The following is a 16,335-nucleotide window of genomic DNA, read 5'->3' as shown; positions in this document are numbered from 1 at the left end:
CGTCCCCCGGGCCGTCCGATCACCGTCATGAGGCGCGCGCTACGGCTGCGCGCCGAGAGCCGCCAGCTGGAGCGGCGAGAGCTGGAGAGGAGGCAGTTCATGACGGCGGAGGCCGACGTTCTGGGCGAGCTCAGACGGTTGCGGGCCCGGGTCCCGCAGCTGACCGGCGCGCTCGCGGCCAGCACCGACGGACTGGTGCTCGCCCACGACGCGGCCCCGGTCCAGGCCGAGGGGGTGGCCGCGCTCACCGCCGCGGCCCTCGGGGTCGCCCTGCGGCTCGCCGAGGCCACCGGCCAGGGCTCGTTCAAGGAGCTCCTGGTCCGCGGCGACGACGGGTACGTGGCGACCTACGCCGCGGGCTCGACCGCGGTGCTCACGCTCCTCGCGGAGCCCCGGATCAACGTCGGCCGGCTCCACCTGGAGGCCCGCAGGTCCAGCGCGCGCATCGGCCAGCTGGTCGACGGCGCGCTGGAACGACACGAGAACGTCTGACCGATGACCCCCACGACTCCCCCACGCCGCCCGGCCGCGACCGGCCGGGCCACCAGCAGGACGTCGAACACGACCACCACGCAACGCAGCAGAAGGAAAGGGAGTGCGACTCTCATGGCCAACACCGAGACGATCCTCAAGGAAGCCACGACCGTCATCGACGGCGCCGTCGGAGCGGCCCTCGTCGACTACACCAGCGGCATGGCGCTGGGCACCATCGGCGGCGGGAAGGACCTGGACCTGCAGGTCGCCGCGGCCGGCAACACCGACGTGGTGCGCGCGAAGGTCCGCACCATGGAGCAGCTCGGCCTCAAGGACGAGATCGAGGACATCCTCATCACCCTCGGCACGCAGTACCACCTGATCCGGCTCCTGAAGGGCCGCAACCACAACGGCCTCTTCCTCTACCTGGCGCTGGACAAGAACCGGTCCAACCTGGCGATGGCCCGGCACCAGCTGAAGAAGATCGAGGCGGACCTGGAGCTCTGACGGACCCGACCCCTTGCCCGGAGGGGGCCGCCCCGGCGGCCCCCTCCGGGCTGTTCGCGTCACCTTCGGGCTGTCCGCGTCCCCACACCGGTCTGACCGCTTCCCCTCCGGACGCCCGCGCCCCCTTCTGGGCTGCCCTCGTCCCGGCGGAGCCCGCGCCGGCCGCTCACTCCGCGAACAGCCCCCGCGCCGCCGCCCGCGCGTCGAACTCCTCGAGCCGGGCCTGCGCCAGCGGCAGCCCGTCGCACATCGTCTCCAGGAGCACCCGTCCGAGCAGCATCGGCGCGCACGCCGTGTCGAAGGCGAGCCCGGTGCCGACGGCCGCCGGGATCAGCAGGTCGCTGTGCGCGGCGACCGGCGCGAACGCCGAGTCGGCGACGGTGACCACCGTGAGACCGGCGCCCTGCGCGTACGCGAGCGCCTCGACCACCTCGCGCGGGTGGCGGGGCAGCGCGAAGCAGAGCAGCGTCCGCGCGCCCGCCGCCCGGGCCGCGTCGATGCGGTCGGTGAGCATGCTGCCGCCCTCGTCGAGCAGCCGGACGTCGCCGTGCACCTTGGCCGCGAAGTACGCGAACCCGCGGGCCTGCGAGGACGCGGCCCGCAGCCCGAGCACGGGCAGCACCGGCGAGTCGGCGAGCAGCCGGCCCGCCTCCTCGACCGGTCCGGTGTCGTCGAGCAGCCCGGACAGGTGGCGCAGGTTCTCGATCTCGGCGTGCACGGCCTGCTGGTACTCGTTCAGCGCCTCCTTGCCCGTGGCCGGGGCGGCGGGCGCCACCTCGCGCAGGTGCCGGCGGAGCGCCGGGTAGCCGTCGAAGCCGAGCGCGACGGCGAACCGGGTCACCGACGGCTGGCTGACGCCCGCGAGCTCGGCCAGCTCGACGCTGGACAGGAACGGCGCGTCCGCGGCCCGCCGCACCATGCAGTGCGCGATCCGCCGCTGGGTCGGCGTCAGCCGCCGCCCCTCGAAGAGCTGCTGCAGCCTCGCCGCCTGCGCGTCACTCGACCCCGTCACCCGTCGCCCCCTCGCCTGGCCTTCTGCCGAAACATCCCATGATCCCGCCCCTACAGCTCCGTGAACCGGTCGAGCAGCGCGGCCGCCGCCGTCACATCATCGGTCAGCGGCCGGTCCGTCGGGTCCGGGTCGAGGACCTCCTCCGCCAGCGCGAACGCCCGCCCGACCGGCAGCTCCGGATCGGGCCGCAGGTCGCGCTGGCGCAGCGCCCGTACGGTGGCGACCAGCTCGCACCCGACGACCAGGCGGTACGGATCGGCCGCGCGCAGCGTCTGCCGGGCGGCGAGCGAGGCGAAGCTCGCCTGCTCCTCCACGCCCCGGGAGAGCACCGCGTGGCCGAGCGACGCCGGCGCGGAGAACGAGCGCAGCTCGCCGAGCGCGGCCCCCGCGGCGTACTCCAGGATCATGATCCCCGACGACGCGGCCTCGTGGTCGGCGAGGAACGGCCTGAGGCGGGTGAAGGCCGGCTCGTTCAGCGCCGAGAGCCGCGAGCTGGAGAGCCGCGCGGTCTGCACGAGTGCGAGCCGGAACTGGTCGAGGGCGAGCGCGAGCTGCGCCAGGTAGAACCCGCCGTGGTGGTACGCCGCCCGGTCCTCGGCGCAGATCAGCGGGTTCTCGGCGGCGGCGTTCAGCTCGACGGCGAGCGTGCGCTCCAGGGCGTCGGCGGCGTCGTGCGCCGGCCCGTGGATCTGCGGCACGCAGCGGAAGCCGTAGGGGTCCTGGATGCGGCCGAGCGGCGGGGTGGGCCGCTCCGGGGCGCCGAGCAGCCGCCGCGAGCGCGCCGCGACGGCGACCGAGCCGGGGTGCGGACGGGCCGCGTGGACGGGCTCGGCGAACGCCTCGTAGGAACCGTCGACCGCGAGCAGCGAGAGCGCGGCGACGACCTGGGTGGCCAGGATCAGCCGGCGCAGCTCGTCGAGGGCGAGCGCGGACTGGCCGAGGGTGAGCGCGTTGCTGCTGATCAGGGCGAGCGCGTCGTTGTTGTCGAGGGGCTGCGGCGCGGGCGGGCGGCCGGCGCCCCGCCAGGGGTGCTCGCCGGCGAGGGCGAGCCCGAGCTGGGCGAGCGGCGCGATGTCGCCGGTCCCGACCGACCCGAAGGCGTGCACCAGCGGGTACGCGCCCGACTCCAGCGCCTCGCACAGCGCGGTGACGACCGTGGGCCGCAGCCCCGCCCCGCCCGCGAGCAGCTGGTTCGCGCGGACGGCGAGCATCGCCCTGACCTGCCGCGCGGGCAGCTCCTCGCCGATCGCCCCGGCGTGCGAGCGCAGCAGCCGCAGCCCGTGGTCGGCGGCGGCCTCGGAGGGGACGTCCTCGGTGCGGTTCGCGCCGACGCCGGTGGAGCGGCCGTAGACCCGCCCGGCCCGGGCCAGCTCGCGCGCGGTGTCCCAGGACGTCTCGACATGCTTGAGCGCCTCGGTTCCGGGTACGGGTCGAGCGGCGCCGTCGGCCAGACGTACGACGTCGGCGACCGGAAGACTCCGGCCGTCGAGGACGACGATGCCAGTGGGGCCGGTCCGGCTGTCCGGCATGCGAGACGACATCATGGGTCGAATCCTCCCTTCGGGGTCGGCTCATCCTGTCCCTCGGACACGGATGACCTGGGTTCTGACACCGTGCCATTGACAAATTATTCAGCCACCGAGAACTCTGCATGACTGTATGCAGGACCGGCAAGGGACGGCTGATGATCGAATTCCAGCAAGTGAACAAGCGCTTCCCGAACGGCACCACAGCGGTCCAGGACCTCACCCTGGACATGCCCGAGGGCGGCATCACCGTGCTCGTGGGATCGTCCGGGTGCGGCAAGACGACCACGCTCCGCATGATCAACCGGATGGTCGACCCGACCTCGGGCACCATCCGCGTCGGCGGGAGGAACGTCCTCGAACAGGACGCGGCCGAACTGCGCAGAGGGATCGGCTACGTCATCCAGCAGGCCGGCCTCTTCCCGCACCGCACCGTCCTCGACAACATAGCCACCGTCCCGGTGCTGCTCGGCTGGGGGCGCAGGAAGTCACGGGCCCGCGCCGCGGAGCTCCTGGAGACGGTCGGACTCGCCGCCGAGGTCGGCAAGCGCTACCCGCACCAGCTCTCCGGCGGCCAGCAGCAGCGCGTCGGCGTGGCCCGGGCGCTCGCCGCCGACCCGCCGGTGCTCCTCATGGACGAGCCGTTCGGCGCGGTCGACCCGGTGGTCCGCACCCAGCTCCAGGACGAGCTGCTGCGGCTCCAGAAGGACCTGGGCAAGACCATCGCCTTCGTCACCCACGACATCGACGAGGCCGTCCGGCTCGGCGACCGGATCGCCGTCTTCCGCACCGGCGGCCACCTCGTGCAGTGCGCCGCGCCCGCCGAGCTGCTCGCCCGGCCCGCCGACTCCTTCGTCGCCGACTTCCTCGGCGCGGAGCGCGGCCTGAAGCTGCTCTCGCTCTCCACCCTCGCCGGGCTCCCCCAGGCACCCGCCCCCGAGGGCGGCCGCTGGCAGCTCGTCCTGGACGACGCCCGCGCCCCCGTCGGCTGGCGCGACACCCACGCCGGGGCCGACGCACCGGTCCTCGCGCTCCGCCCCCTGGGCGACGGCGACTCGCTGCTCGCCGCGCTCGACGAGTCCCTCGCCTCGCCCGCCGGCCTGGTGGCCCGGGTCGACGCGGGCGGAGCGCTGACGGGCGTCACCCGGCGCGAGGAGATCCACGAGGCGGCCGGCCGCAGCCACACCGAGGCGCGCACCCCCGACACCGCCCGCCCCGAGGCGCCGGCCGGCGAACCCGTCCCGACGCCCCGCGCGAGCGGATCCGCACCGGCCCCGTCGACCGACAAGGCCGCCCGGTGACGGTCGAGTGGTCGTGGATAGCCGACCACACCTCCGACCTCCTCACCCTGAGCCTCACGCACCTGCGGATCGCCCTCTCCGCCGTCTTCTTCGGCCTGCTGATCGCGATCCCCGCGGCCGTCGTCGCCCAGCGCGTCCGCCCCCTGCGCGGACTGCTGCTCGGCCTGTCGAACGTGCTGTTCACGATCCCGTCCATCGCGGTCTTCGTGCTGCTCCTCCCGGTCTCCGGCCTCACCCGTACGACCACCGTCATCGGCCTGACGATCTACACCCTCGTCGTTCTCCTGCGGAACACCGTCGAGGGCCTGGAGGCCGTCCCGGACCGCACCAAGGAGGCGGCGACCGCCATGGGCACCAAGCCGCTGCGGCGGCTGCTCACCGTCGAGCTGCCGCTCGCCCTGCCGGTCATCATGGCCGGCGTCCGCATCGCGACCGTCATGTCGATCTCCCTGGTCAGCGTCGCGACCTACGTCGGCGACGGCGGCCTCGGCCAGCTCTTCACCGACGGCTTCCAGCGCAACTTCGCCACCCCCGTCATCGCGGGCGTCGTGCTCACCCTCCTCCTCGCGCTGATCGCCGACGCGGCCCTGGTCGCCCTCCAGTACGCGGCCACGCCCTGGACGCGCGGCCGCTCCCGTTCCGGCGCCAAGGGGCGTGCCTGATGTACGAACTCTTCTCGGACCTCGGCGCCTGGCTGGTCGGCGGCGAGCAGTGGACCGGCCCCGAGGGCATCGGCCACCGGCTCCTGGAGCACCTGCAGTACTCGCTGCTCGCCACCGTGATCGCCGCCGCGATCGCCCTGCCGATCGGCCTGCTCATCGGGCACACGGGCCGCGGCGCGTTCCTGGCGATCAACCTGTCCTCGTTCGGCCGGGCGCTGCCCACCGTCGGCCTGGTCGTCCTGGTGTTCCTGATCGGCGGCCTGTCGATGGTCCCGGTCTACGTCGCCCTGGTCGTCCTCGCGGTCCCCGCGATCGTCACCAACACCTACGCCGGCATGTCCGCCGTCGACCCCGAGGTCCGCGACGCCGCGCGCGGCCAGGGGATGCGCGGCCGCCAGGTCCTGTGGCAGGTCGAGCTGCCGCTCGCGCTCCCCCTGATCATGACCGGTCTGCGCCTGTCGCTGATCCAGGTGGTCTCCACGGCCACCGTCGCCGCGTACGTCAGCTTCGGCGGCCTCGGCCGCTACGTGTTCGACGGTCTCGCCCAGCGCGACCTCGTGCAGGTACTCGGCGGTGCGGTGCTCGTCGCACTCGTCGCCGTCGCCCTCGACCTGCTGCTCGCCGCCGTGCAGCGCGCCGTCGTCCCGCGCGGGCTCAAGGAGCGGTCCGCGGCGTCGCGGACCGCGTGACCGGGTGATCACGCGACCGGCCGGTCCCGCGACCGCCTGATCGCGTGACACGTGCCCCCTGTTCGTCCGTCTCCGCATCGTCTCCCACGGAACGAAGCCCCTCCAGAAGGACCTCTGATGACCATGAACCGCAGGACTCTCCTCGGCGGCCTGCTCGCCGGCGCGTCCGTCCCCGCGCTCGCCGCGTGCAGCAGCGGCATCACCAGCCTGGAGGGCGGTGGTTCGGCGGGCGGCGGCGGAAGCAGCAAGGGCGGCCTGACGATCGGCACCGCCAACTTCACCGAGAACCAGGTCCTCGGCTACCTCTACGCCGGCGTCCTGAAGGCGGACGGCGTCGACGCCACCGTCCGGCCGAACCTCGGCACCCGCGAGATCGTCGTCCCCGCCCTCAAGGGCGGCGACATCGACCTCCTGCCCGAGTACCAGGGGGCCCTGCTGCACTACCTGGACCCGAAGTCCAGGGCGACCGAGGAGGGCGAGATGCAGAACGCCCTCACCATGGTGCTGCCGAACGGCCTCCAGGTGCTGTCCTACGGCGTCGCGGAGAACTCCGACGCCTTCGCCGTCACCCGCGAGACCGCCGAGAAGTACGGACTCAAGTCCCTCGCCGACCTCGCGAAGCACAACGGCAAGCTGGTCCTGGGCGGTGCCCCCGAGTTGAAGAAGCGCGTCGTCGGCGTCGTCGGCCTGAAGGACGAGTACGGCGTCGAGCTGAAGGAGTTCAAGGCCCTCGACTCCTCCGGACCGCTGGTCAAGGGCGCGCTGCGCAAGGGCGACGTCGACATCGCCAACGTCTTCACCACCGACGCCGACCTCGGCAAGGAGGACTGGGTGGTCCTCGCCGACCCGAAGAACCTCATCCCCGGCCAGCACATCCTCCCCCTCATCGCCGACCGCAAGTCCGACTCCCGCGTCCGCAAGGCGCTCGCCCGCCTCGGCTCGGCGCTGACCACCGACGACCTCACCGAGCTCAACCGGCTCGTCGACCAGGACAAGAAGGACCCCGACCAGGTCGCCGAGGACTGGCTGAGGAAGAAGGGGCTCGCGAAGGGGTAGCCGCGCGCCCCTGGGAAATCCGGGGGTCGCTCCCCCGACGGATCCGGGGGTTATCCCCAATGTGCCGCACCCCGCCGCTCCGTACCGTCGGGCTATGGACACCACACGCACCGACGCGGAGTTGAAGAAGGAGCTCGACGCGACCCTGCGTGCGCGCAGGGACCTGGGCGAGGAGTACGACTCCGCGCTCGTCGACTCCTTCCTGGAGAAGGTGGAGCAGCGGCTCGACGGCGTCGTCGAGCGCCGCGTCCGCCGCCAGGTCGCCGAACAGCAGATGTCCGCCTCGCGCGGGCGCTCCCCCGCCCGGCCCGACGACGGCTTCGGCAGCTTCGCCGAGCGCTTCGGGTTCGCGATGGTCTCCCTCATCCTCGCGATCCCGCTCTCCGCGATCGCGGTGGTGAACGCGGGAACCGGCGGCCTGTTCATCGCCTGGCTCGGCATCGTCGGCGTCAACGCGGTGAACGCGGCGAGGCCGTGGGCGCGCAGGCGGCGTCGGGAGTCCGACTGGGAGGGCTGAGGAGTGGGGGCGGCGGGGCGGCGGCCGGAGGGCCGCGGGCCCGGGGACCGATGATCGCGGGGGCCGCCGCACCCCCTGGCGGACCAGGGGGGCGGGACGACGGCGGCCCCCGCGAGGGGACGCGGGCCGGTTCTGAGCCGACCTCACACGCCCTGGCGTCCATGGAGTTCCGGGAGCCGCTCCGTCAGTCCTGGTCGCCGTATCGGTGCCGGAAGGGAAGGGGAGCCGCTCCCTGCCCTGCCGACATCCACTACTGTGCCGGTGCCGTGTTAAGCCGGTGCTGCGAGCGCGTGACGCGAACGTACCTTTTCCGCGAAGTCCGCAGCCGCGCCGCGCTCGCGCGCTGCCGGAGACCGGGCAGGGGCCGTGCGGGCCGGGCACGGGTGCGGGGTCGCGCGTTCACGCAGCCCCGGACTCACCCGTCGCCGCCGCCCAGGGCCCTCAGCTCTTCTCGGCCAGGAACGCCAGCAGGTCCTGGCGGCTGACGACGCCCTTCGGCTTGCCCTCCACGAGCACGACCGCCGCGTCCGCCTTCTCCAGCACGGACATCAGCACGGCGACCGGCTCGCCGGAGCCGACCTGCGGCAGGGCCGCGCTCATGTGCTTCTCCAGCGGGTCGCCGAGCGACGCCCGCTTCGCGAACAGCGCGTCGAGCAGCTCCCGTTCGACCACCGAGCCGACGACCTCCGCCGCCATCACGTCCGGGTGCCCCGCGCCCGGCTTCACGACGGGCATCTGCGAGACGCCGAACTCCCGCAGCACCTCGATCGCCTCGCCGACCGTCTCCTCCGGGTGCATGTGCACCAGCGACGGCAGCTCGCCCTGCTTGCGGACGAGCACGTCGGTGACCCGCGCGGACTCGCTCTCGTCCTCCAGGAAGCCGTGCCCGGCCATCCACTCGTTGCTGAAGATCTTGCTGAGGTAGCCGCGCCCGCTGTCCGGGAGCAGCACCACCACGACGTCGTCGGGGCCGAGCCCCTCCGCCACCCGCAGCGCCGCGACCACGGCCATCCCGCAGGAGCCGCCGACGAGCAGCCCCTCCTCGCGGGCCAGCCGGCGCGTCATCTGGAAGCTGTCCTTGTCCGACACGGCGACGATCTCGTCCGCCACCCCGCGGTCGTACGCCGACGGCCAGAAGTCCTCGCCGACGCCCTCGACCAGGTACGGCCGGCCCGAACCGCCGCTGTAGACCGAGCCCTCGGGGTCCGCGCCGATCACCCGCACGGCGCCGTCGCTGATGTCCTTCAGGTAGCGCCCGGTGCCGCTGATCGTGCCTCCGGTGCCGACGCCCGTCACGAAGTGCGTGATCCGGCCCTCGGTCTGCTCCCACAGCTCGGGGCCGGTCGTCTCGTAGTGCGAGCGCGGGTTGTCCGGGTTGCTGTACTGGTCGGGCTTCCATGCGCCGGGCGTCTCGCGGACCAGCCGGTCGGAGACGTTGTAGTAGGAGTCCGGGTGCTCGGGGGCGACGGCCGTCGGGCAGACGACGACTTCGGCCCCGTACGCCCGCAGCACGTTGATCTTGTCGAGCGACACCTTGTCCGGGCAGACGAAGATGCACTTGTAGCCCTTGCGCTGGGCCACGATCGCGAGCCCGACCCCGGTGTTGCCGCTGGTCGGCTCGACGATGGTGCCGCCGGGCCTGAGTGCGCCCGACGCCTCCGCGGCCTCGATCATGCGGACGGCGATCCGGTCCTTGACCGAGCCGCCCGGGTTGAAGTACTCCACCTTGGCCAGGACGGTCGCCTGGAGCCCCTGGGTGACGCTGTTGAGGCGCACGAGCGGGGTGTTGCCGATGAGGTCGATCATCGAGTCGTGGAATTGCACCGTTGTCTCCGGATTCTCCGTGATGGTGCGGACAGGGTAGACCGAGCGGCCCCGCCGGGGTGCGGCGGTGGCGGCCGCGGGCCGCCCGCGGGGGGGCGTGCCCCGGTCGCGCGCCCCCGCGCCCGCCGGTCGTGTGACACCGTCCCCCCGGTCCGGCACCGTCTCGGTCGCGGGGGATTGGGCGGCCCGGCGGACGGGGCAAGGAGTCCTTGTACGGGCGACCGACGGCGACCGCCCCGCGAGGACGGGCCGCCGTGGGCTTCCGATGGCGACGAAGGGCTGGCTCGGACTGTGTCGAGGGCGAGGATGGCGCGGCGGATCGCCGCCGGCGCCGCATACGGGGGCGGCGGGCTCGGACTGATCGGTGCCGCGGGCATCGGCCTGGTCCTGGCCGAGGTGCAGCTGGCGAAGCGGACGGTGGGCGGCCAGGGGCTCGGCGCGCCCCCGCCCCGCGCGGACGGGGTGTACGGCTGGTCGTGGGCGGGCGCGGCGACGCCCCTGCGGATGGCGATGCTGGGCGACTCGACGGCGGCGGGCCAGGGCGTCCACCGCCCGCGGCAGACCCCGGCCGCGCTGCTCGCGGGCGGGCTCGCGGCGGTCGCCGAGCGCCCGGTGCAGCTGCGGAACGTGGCCCTGTCGGGGGCGCGCTCGGACCGGCTGGAACAGCAGGTCACGGCGCTGCTCGCCGATCCCGAGCACTTCCCGGACGTCTGCGTCATCATGATCGGTGCGAACGACGTCACGCACCGGATGCCGCCGACGGACTCCGTCCGCTACCTGGCCTCCGCGGTGCGGCGGCTGCGGACGGCGGGCGCGGAGGTCGTCGTCGGCACCTGTCCCGACCTCGGCACGATCGAGCCCGTCTACCAGCCGCTGCGGTGGCTGGCCCGGCACGTCTCGCGCCAGCTCGCCGCGGCGCAGACGATCGGCGCCGTCGAGCAGGGCGCGCGGACGGTCTCGCTCGGGGACCTGCTCGGACCGGAGTTCGCCGCGAACCCGCGCGAGCTGTTCGGCCCCGACAACTACCACCCCTCCGCCGAGGGTTACGCGACCGCCGCGATGGCCGTCCTGCCCACCCTCTGCGCCTCCCTCGGCCTCTGGCCCGAGGAGGACCGCCCCGACGCCTCCCGCGCGGAGGGCTTCCTCCCCGTCGCCCACGCCGCGGCCCAGGCCGCCTCCGAAGGCGGCACCGAGGTCACCCCCGCCCCCAACCCCCGCGCCCCCTTCGCCCTCCTCAAGCGCCGCCGCCGCCGCCAGCTCCCCGCCCCGGAGGCCGTCACCCCCGCCCCCCACCACCACGCCCTCCGCCTCCGAACGAAGGACTGAGCGCGGGGGCGGGGCTCGCCGCAGGACGGGGCCGACCGGGTCGGGGCCCCGCCTCGCCGGCACTGGCTGAGCGGGCGCTTAGAAAAGAGGGGTGGGTCACAGTCGCGCACGCGTGACCCGCAGGGTACGGGCGGGTAACTTGCGGGCGTAGGCCGTATTCCCGTCCCCCTGGAGCGTCGTGATGCCCGAAGCCGTGATCGTATCGACCGCCCGCTCGCCGATCGGGCGCGCGTTCAAGGGTTCGCTGAAGGACCTGCGGGCCGACGACCTGACCGCGACGATCATCCAGGCCGCGCTGGCGAAGGTGCCGGAGCTGGACCCGAAGGACATCGACGACCTGATGCTGGGCTGCGGCCTGCCGGGCGGCGAGCAGGGGAACAACCTCGGCCGGATCGTGGCCGTGCAGATGGGGATGGACCACCTGCCGGGCTGTACGGTCACCCGCTACTGCTCGTCGTCGCTGCAGACGAGCCGGATGGCGCTGCACGCGATCAAGGCCGGCGAGGGCGACGTCTTCATCTCGGCCGGCGTCGAGATGGTGTCGCGGTTCGCGAAGGGCAACTCCGACAGCCTGCCCGACACCCGCAACCCGCTGTTCGCCGAGGCCGAGGCCCGTACCGAGGCCGTCGCGCAGAGCGAGGGCGCGGACTGGCACGACCCGCGCGAGGACGGCCTGCTGCCCGACGCGTACATCTCGATGGGGCAGACCGCGGAGAACCTGGCGCGGCTCAAGGGCGTGACCCGCGAGGAGATGGACGCGTTCGGCGTCCGCTCGCAGAACCTGGCCGAGCAGGCCATCAAGAACGGCTTCTGGGAGCGGGAGATCACCCCGGTCACCACCCCCGACGGCACCGTCGTCAGCCAGGACGACGGCCCGCGCGCCGGCGTCACGCTGGAGGGCGTCCAGGGCCTCAAGCCCGTCTTCCGCCCCGACGGCCGGGTCACGGCCGGCAACTGCTGTCCACTGAACGACGGCGCCGCCGCGCTCGTCATCATGAGCGACACCAAGGCGCGCGAGCTCGGCCTCACCCCGCTCGCCCGGATCGTCTCCACCGGCGTCTCCGGCCTCTCCCCCGAGATCATGGGCTACGGCCCCGTCGAGGCGTCGAAGCAGGCGCTGAAGCGGGCGGGCCTGGGCATCGGCGACATCGACCTCGCCGAGATCAACGAGGCCTTCGCCGCCCAGGTGATCCCCTCGTACCAGGACCTCGGCCTCGACCTCGACAAGGTCAACGTCAACGGCGGCGCGATCGCGGTGGGCCACCCCTTCGGGATGACGGGCGCGCGGATCACGGGCACGCTGATCAACGGCCTCCAGTTCCACGACAAGCAGTTCGGCCTGGAGACCATGTGCGTCGGTGGCGGCCAGGGCATGGCCATGGTCATCGAGCGCCTCAGCTAGCACGCGCCCGACGGGACCCCGCGGGGTCCCGCACCGGTTCGTGACCCAATCTCCCCCAGGATGTGACCAAGGTCCTGGGGGAGTACGTCTGCGCAGGTCAGGAACGTTTCCGCGCAGGTCAGGGCCCTGGCGGGCCGATGGTCCGAGCCGTACTACCTGCCCGTTTTGTGACGTTGTGCACTGACAACGGCGGGGTGGGCTTGCCAAGCTGAGGTAGGAAGTCGGGGAACATGCGACCGCGCCCGCCCCGCTCGGGCCGGTCATCAGCACTTCGGGAGTACGTCAGTGAGCGCCATGCCTCTTGCCCTGCTGCTCGCCTCCGCCGCCGTCACGGCCGTGGGCGCCGCCTCGCTGTACGCCGTGCACGGTCTGCGCCGGCAGATCGCCGCGCTGCGCGCCGACCTCGCCGCCGGCCACCGCGTCGAGCGGCCGGCCGGGACCGCTGCCGTACCCGCCGCCCGCACCGCCGAGGACGACCTGCCGCTGGAGGCGATACGTTCCGCCGTCTCCGCCGCGCTCGCCGACGAGCGGGAGCGCGAGCTGGCCGAGGCGCGCGCCTTCTGGGCCGCGCAGGAGGCCCGCGACGCCGCGGACGCCCCCTCCCTGCTCGGCGGCCTGCCCGGCGTCGACGACGCCGCGTTCTTCCTGCCGCGCCAGGCCGACTTCGCGGGCCTGGAGGCCGACGCCGCCGGTGACCTGACCGCCGTCGACCTCGACGCCGCCGCCCTGGACGCGCTGCGCCTGGACGCCCGCGGCCTCGACGCGCTCGGCCTGAACGACCTGGAGGCGGACGACGCCGACGCGCACGACGCCGCCGGCGACTTCCCCGAGGACTCCCCCGAGCTGGCCGCCGCCCGCCGCCGCCACCCCTCGCACCCCGACTTCGTCCCCGTCCAGTCCCCCCGCGCCCCCGCCGTCGGCGACCACGAGCGCACGGTGTCGCGCCTGGAGCAGCTCGCCGCCGACCGCACCGCCCTGGCCGACGTGCGGCCGGGCCCGCTGGGCACGCTCGACGTGTACGTCTTCGCCGACGGCACCACGCTCTGCATGACCCCCGGCCACCACGAGACCGCCCAGAAGCTCGCCACCGCCGTGTCCGACGGCCGGACCCCGGTCCTGCTCGGCGGCTCGGGCGTCTCGGGCGCCTACGCCCTGACCTTCGAGTGCGGCGACGACAGCGTGTACGTCCTGGCGGACCGGGTCATCGCCTCGTTCTAGACGATCGCCTCGTTCTGGACGGCGGCAGGCCGGACGGCGTCAGATCTTCGCCCGCGCGGTCGCGTCGGCCACCAGGGCGACCGCCTCCGCCAGCGCGGCCTCGTCCGCGCGCGGGTCGTTCTCCAGGGCGACGGCCAGATCCCGCCCGGCGACGGCGACCTGGTCGGCGGCGGCGAACAGGCCGCCGTCCGGCATCTCCCGGGGCTCGGCCCCCGGCTCCTCCAACAGCTGCGCCCTGCGCGCCAGTTCCCGCGCCAACGCGAGGCCCTCGGCGGCGGCGTGCCGCTCCAGGCGGCTCTGCGGGGCGGCCCGCAGCCGGTCGGCGAAGCGTTCCACGGCGGCGTACAGCGGGGTCACATCGAGCACAGCGCGACCCTATGCGCTGCCCCGGGGTGGTTGCCAACCCGCGGTTGCTGCGGCACGGTGTCGGGAAGGCTCCCGGCACGGCGGGCGGCGACCCGCGGCGGGCGACCGAGCATGGCAACGACACGCGACGAAGCGTCGGAGGCGCCGATGTCCCAAGAGTTCTCCCGCGAGACCCACCGCAACCTCCTCTCCCGCATACCCCAGTGCACCGGTCGTGAGATCTCCGACTGGCTCCGCACCGTCGACGACGGTCCCTCCCTCGTGCGGTTCGACGAGAAGGTGAGCTGGCTCCGCGCCGAGCACAACCTCGCGTACGGCCACGCGAAGGCGATCATCCACGAGCACGACCTGCGGCGGGCGGCCCGCCGGCTGGCCTGATCCCCGCGCGCCCGCCCGCGCAGGAGGCCGGGTACGGCGGAAGGGCCCGCCCGGCGCGATGCCGGACGGGCCCTTCCCGTGTCCCGGGGCGGTGGCCCCGGGACGGTGCCGCTAGTCGTTGCCGCCGAGGATCGTCGCGAGACGCAGCATCTCGAAGTAGATCCACACCAGCGACAGCGTCAGACCGAACGCGCCCAGCCAGGCCTCGTCCTTCGGCGCGCCGTAGGCGATGCCGTCCTCGATCTGCTTGAAGTCGAGGGTCAGGAAGAAGGCGCCGATCAGGATGGCGAGCACCCCGATGGCGATGCCCAGCGGGCCGGTGCCGCGCAGGCCGCCCTCGTCGGCGACCCCGGTGACGACCAGGATCAGGTTGACGAGCATCAGGCCCACGAACGCGATCGCGACGGCCATGCCGATGCGGGCGTAGCGGGCGGTGACGCGGATCCAGCGCTGCTTGTAGACGAACAGCGTGGCGCCGGCGACGGCGAAGGTGCCGACGACGGCCTGGAAGGGCGCGCCCTGGGCGTAGCTGTTGAACATCTCGCTGACGACGCCGAGGAAGACACCCTCGAACGCCGCGTAGCCGAGGATCAGCGCGGGCGAGGCCTTGCGCTTGAAGGACTGCACGATCGCCAGGACGAACGCGACCAGCCCCGCGCCGATCGCCAGACCGTAGCTGGTCGGCGTGACCGGCAGCACGGCCCAGGCGAGCGCGGCGAAGACGATGACGGTGCCGAGCGTCAGCACGGTGCGGCTGACCACGTCGTCGAGCGTCATCCCGCCGGTGCGCGCGGGGGCCTGCGGGGCGCCGTACTGCGCGGCGTCCTGGGCGTAGGGGTTCGTGGCGTAAGGGTTGCCGGCCGGGGCCTGCGCGTACGGGTTACCGCCCTGCGTCCCGACAGCGGGTCCCCCGGCCTGCGGTGCCGCGTTGAACCCAGCGGCGCCGTTGTCGCGGCTGAACCCCCGTCGCGAGAAGACCGGGTTGCTGCTCCTCATCTCACTCCTCCATGGCCGCCGTATGCGGCCTTGACTCAAGAGTAATGGGTATGCAAAGGAATCCCTCTAGTGCCAGAGGAGGATCTTTCCGCGATCGTGACCGGGGAAGCGGCCTCCGGCCTCGGACGGGGTCCGATGCGGGCGCCACCGCCGAACGGGTGACGCCGGGCACGACGGCGAGGAGCCGGGGCGCGCGACGGGCACGGCCCCGGCTCCTGCGGCCCCTGGGGGCCGGGTGGACGGTCAGACGAGGGCGGGCTGGGCCTTCGGGTCCGGGCCGTACGCGTTGTGGTCGCGCGTGCCCTCGGTGGCGGTGAAGACGAGGAGGATGATGCCGCCGACGAACGGTACGAGGCCGATGAAGAACCAGGCGCCGGAGCGGCCCGTGTCGTGCAGACGACGAATCAGGACGGCCAGCGACGGAATCAAGGTACCGAGCAGGTAGACGCCGTACAGCGCCATGCCGACGGTCGGGTCGATGGCGAAGCCGATACCCCCCAGCACCAGGGCGACGACGACGTTGATGAGGTTGAACATCCAGTACTCCTTGCGGCGCGCACGCCCCTTGAAGCCCGCGTAGTTCTTCAGTACCGCCAGGTACCAGTTCATGAGAGTCCCTCCCCTGTGCCTCCTGTCGGAGGCACGACATGTTTCGGCCAAGCGAGCGGAATGTATGGCTCGCATAAAGAGCGCGTCAAGGGCTTTCCGGCGGCTCGTCCGCAGGTGGGACGCGGGACGGGGGCTTTGCCCGGTTCGGGGCGGGCGCGAGGCCGGGGGCGGCGCGGCCGAAAAGGAGGGACGCACGGGGAATGCGGGCCGGGAACCCGGCGGAAGGCGGGTGTGCCCGGAACGGGACTCGAACCCGTACGCCCACGGAGGGGCAGCGAGGTTTAAGCTCGCCGTGTCTGCATTCCACCATCCGGGCAGGCCGTAGGCCCCGCATCAGCACGGAGAGCCTATCCGGACAGATCCCCCGAACGGCGGAACGTCCAACCGATGTTGTCTTATTTTACAGTGCATCTGAGGGACCATCAGCAGAACGGACGGTTCCCCCAAGTCCGATGATTGGCCGGAACCGGCC

17 protein-coding genes and 1 tRNA gene are annotated in these 16,335 nt (G+C 73.2%); 11 read left to right on the top strand and 7 right to left on the bottom strand.

Annotation, left to right across the window (positions count from 1 at the left end):
* The first annotated feature begins 27 nt into the window (after positions 1-27).
* Together ACFWEG_RS08910 and ACFWEG_RS08905 are read left to right on the top strand one after the other, a co-directional pair.
* On the top strand, positions 28-492 hold the full coding sequence (locus tag ACFWEG_RS08910) for a roadblock/LC7 domain-containing protein (protein WP_387210943.1): 465 nt from the start codon (positions 28-30) through the stop codon (positions 490-492).
* Between the two features lie 114 nt (positions 493-606).
* Positions 607-981 (top strand): hypothetical protein, encoded by a 375-nt coding sequence (locus ACFWEG_RS08905; RefSeq protein ID WP_387210940.1) that lies wholly within the window; start codon positions 607-609, stop codon positions 979-981.
* A 166-nt stretch (positions 982-1,147) separates the two neighbouring features.
* Here the strand turns inward: ACFWEG_RS08905 and ACFWEG_RS08900 are convergent, their stop codons facing one another.
* Both ACFWEG_RS08900 and ACFWEG_RS08895 read right to left on the bottom strand, forming a co-directional pair.
* Complete coding sequence (locus ACFWEG_RS08900) at positions 1,148-1,993, bottom strand: MurR/RpiR family transcriptional regulator (RefSeq protein ID WP_387210937.1); 846 nt, start codon at positions 1,991-1,993, stop codon at positions 1,148-1,150.
* A gap of 50 nt (positions 1,994-2,043) precedes the next feature.
* A complete protein-coding gene (locus ACFWEG_RS08895) occupies positions 2,044-3,534 on the bottom strand; it encodes an aromatic amino acid ammonia-lyase (RefSeq protein WP_387210982.1) in 1,491 nt (496 codons plus the stop codon).
* A 143-nt stretch (positions 3,535-3,677) separates the two neighbouring features.
* Between ACFWEG_RS08895 and ACFWEG_RS08890 the strand changes: the two genes are divergently transcribed.
* From ACFWEG_RS08890 to ACFWEG_RS08870, 5 genes are all read left to right on the top strand, one after another.
* Complete coding sequence (locus ACFWEG_RS08890) at positions 3,678-4,820, top strand: ABC transporter ATP-binding protein (protein WP_387210934.1); 1,143 nt, start codon at positions 3,678-3,680, stop codon at positions 4,818-4,820.
* On the top strand, positions 4,817-5,482 hold the full coding sequence (locus ACFWEG_RS08885) for an ABC transporter permease (RefSeq protein ID WP_387210931.1): 666 nt from the start codon (positions 4,817-4,819) through the stop codon (positions 5,480-5,482). The genes ACFWEG_RS08890 and ACFWEG_RS08885 overlap by 4 nt, the downstream gene beginning before the upstream one ends.
* The gene (locus ACFWEG_RS08880; protein ID WP_387210928.1) at positions 5,482-6,171 is read left to right on the top strand and encodes an ABC transporter permease; all 690 of its coding nucleotides are present in this window, start codon (positions 5,482-5,484) and stop codon (positions 6,169-6,171) included. Before ACFWEG_RS08885 ends, ACFWEG_RS08880 begins: the two co-directional genes overlap by 1 nt.
* Before the next feature lie 123 nt (positions 6,172-6,294).
* A complete protein-coding gene (locus ACFWEG_RS08875) occupies positions 6,295-7,227 on the top strand; it encodes an ABC transporter substrate-binding protein (protein WP_387210925.1) in 933 nt (310 codons plus the stop codon).
* A gap of 94 nt (positions 7,228-7,321) precedes the next feature.
* Complete coding sequence (locus ACFWEG_RS08870; RefSeq protein WP_387210923.1) at positions 7,322-7,744, top strand: hypothetical protein; 423 nt, start codon at positions 7,322-7,324, stop codon at positions 7,742-7,744.
* A 441-nt stretch (positions 7,745-8,185) separates the two neighbouring features.
* Here the strand turns inward: ACFWEG_RS08870 and ACFWEG_RS08865 are convergent, their stop codons facing one another.
* A complete protein-coding gene (locus ACFWEG_RS08865) occupies positions 8,186-9,568 on the bottom strand; it encodes a cystathionine beta-synthase (RefSeq protein ID WP_387210921.1) in 1,383 nt (460 codons plus the stop codon).
* Positions 9,569-9,874: 306 nt separating this feature from the next.
* Between ACFWEG_RS08865 and ACFWEG_RS08860 the strand changes: the two genes are divergently transcribed.
* The 3 genes from ACFWEG_RS08860 to ACFWEG_RS08850 all read left to right on the top strand — a co-directional run bounded on the left by ACFWEG_RS08860 (position 9,875) and on the right by ACFWEG_RS08850 (position 13,514).
* Positions 9,875-10,894 carry an SGNH/GDSL hydrolase family protein gene (locus tag ACFWEG_RS08860; RefSeq protein WP_387210979.1) on the top strand — a complete coding sequence of 340 codons (1,020 nt, stop codon included), beginning with the start codon at positions 9,875-9,877 and terminating at the stop codon, positions 10,892-10,894.
* 181 nt (positions 10,895-11,075) lie between these two features.
* Positions 11,076-12,296: an acetyl-CoA C-acetyltransferase gene (locus ACFWEG_RS08855; RefSeq protein WP_387210918.1), complete on the top strand. Its 1,221-nt coding sequence runs from the start codon at positions 11,076-11,078 to the stop codon at positions 12,294-12,296.
* A 294-nt stretch (positions 12,297-12,590) separates the two neighbouring features.
* Entirely contained in the window at positions 12,591-13,514 is a 924-nt protein-coding gene (locus ACFWEG_RS08850) for a hypothetical protein (RefSeq protein WP_387210976.1), read from the top strand.
* 39 nt (positions 13,515-13,553) lie between these two features.
* Here the strand turns inward: ACFWEG_RS08850 and ACFWEG_RS08845 are convergent, their stop codons facing one another.
* Positions 13,554-13,880, bottom strand: a complete 327-nt coding sequence (locus ACFWEG_RS08845) for a hypothetical protein (RefSeq protein ID WP_387210915.1) — start codon at positions 13,878-13,880, stop codon at positions 13,554-13,556.
* Positions 13,881-14,027: 147 nt separating this feature from the next.
* Between ACFWEG_RS08845 and ACFWEG_RS08840 the strand changes: the two genes are divergently transcribed.
* A complete protein-coding gene (locus ACFWEG_RS08840; RefSeq protein WP_387210912.1) occupies positions 14,028-14,258 on the top strand; it encodes a DUF4287 domain-containing protein in 231 nt (76 codons plus the stop codon).
* Between the two features lie 111 nt (positions 14,259-14,369).
* Here the strand turns inward: ACFWEG_RS08840 and ACFWEG_RS08835 are convergent, their stop codons facing one another.
* The 3 genes from ACFWEG_RS08835 to ACFWEG_RS08825 all read right to left on the bottom strand — a co-directional run bounded on the left by ACFWEG_RS08835 (position 14,370) and on the right by ACFWEG_RS08825 (position 16,179).
* Positions 14,370-15,254 (bottom strand): Bax inhibitor-1/YccA family protein, encoded by an 885-nt coding sequence (locus tag ACFWEG_RS08835; RefSeq protein WP_387210909.1) that lies wholly within the window; start codon positions 15,252-15,254, stop codon positions 14,370-14,372.
* 243 nt (positions 15,255-15,497) lie between these two features.
* Positions 15,498-15,863: a DUF805 domain-containing protein gene (locus ACFWEG_RS08830; RefSeq protein ID WP_387210906.1), complete on the bottom strand. Its 366-nt coding sequence runs from the start codon at positions 15,861-15,863 to the stop codon at positions 15,498-15,500.
* 232 nt (positions 15,864-16,095) lie between these two features.
* A tRNA-Leu gene (locus ACFWEG_RS08825) sits at positions 16,096-16,179 on the bottom strand.
* Positions 16,180-16,335: the final 156 nt, after the last annotated feature.

The sequence above is a fragment of the Streptomyces sp. NPDC060194 genome (assembly GCF_042728285.1).
Taxonomy (GTDB): Bacteria; Actinomycetota; Actinomycetes; order Streptomycetales; family Streptomycetaceae; genus Streptomyces.
Note: the sequence above shows the minus strand (reverse complement) of the source record. Positions and strands in the feature narration are given on the sequence as shown.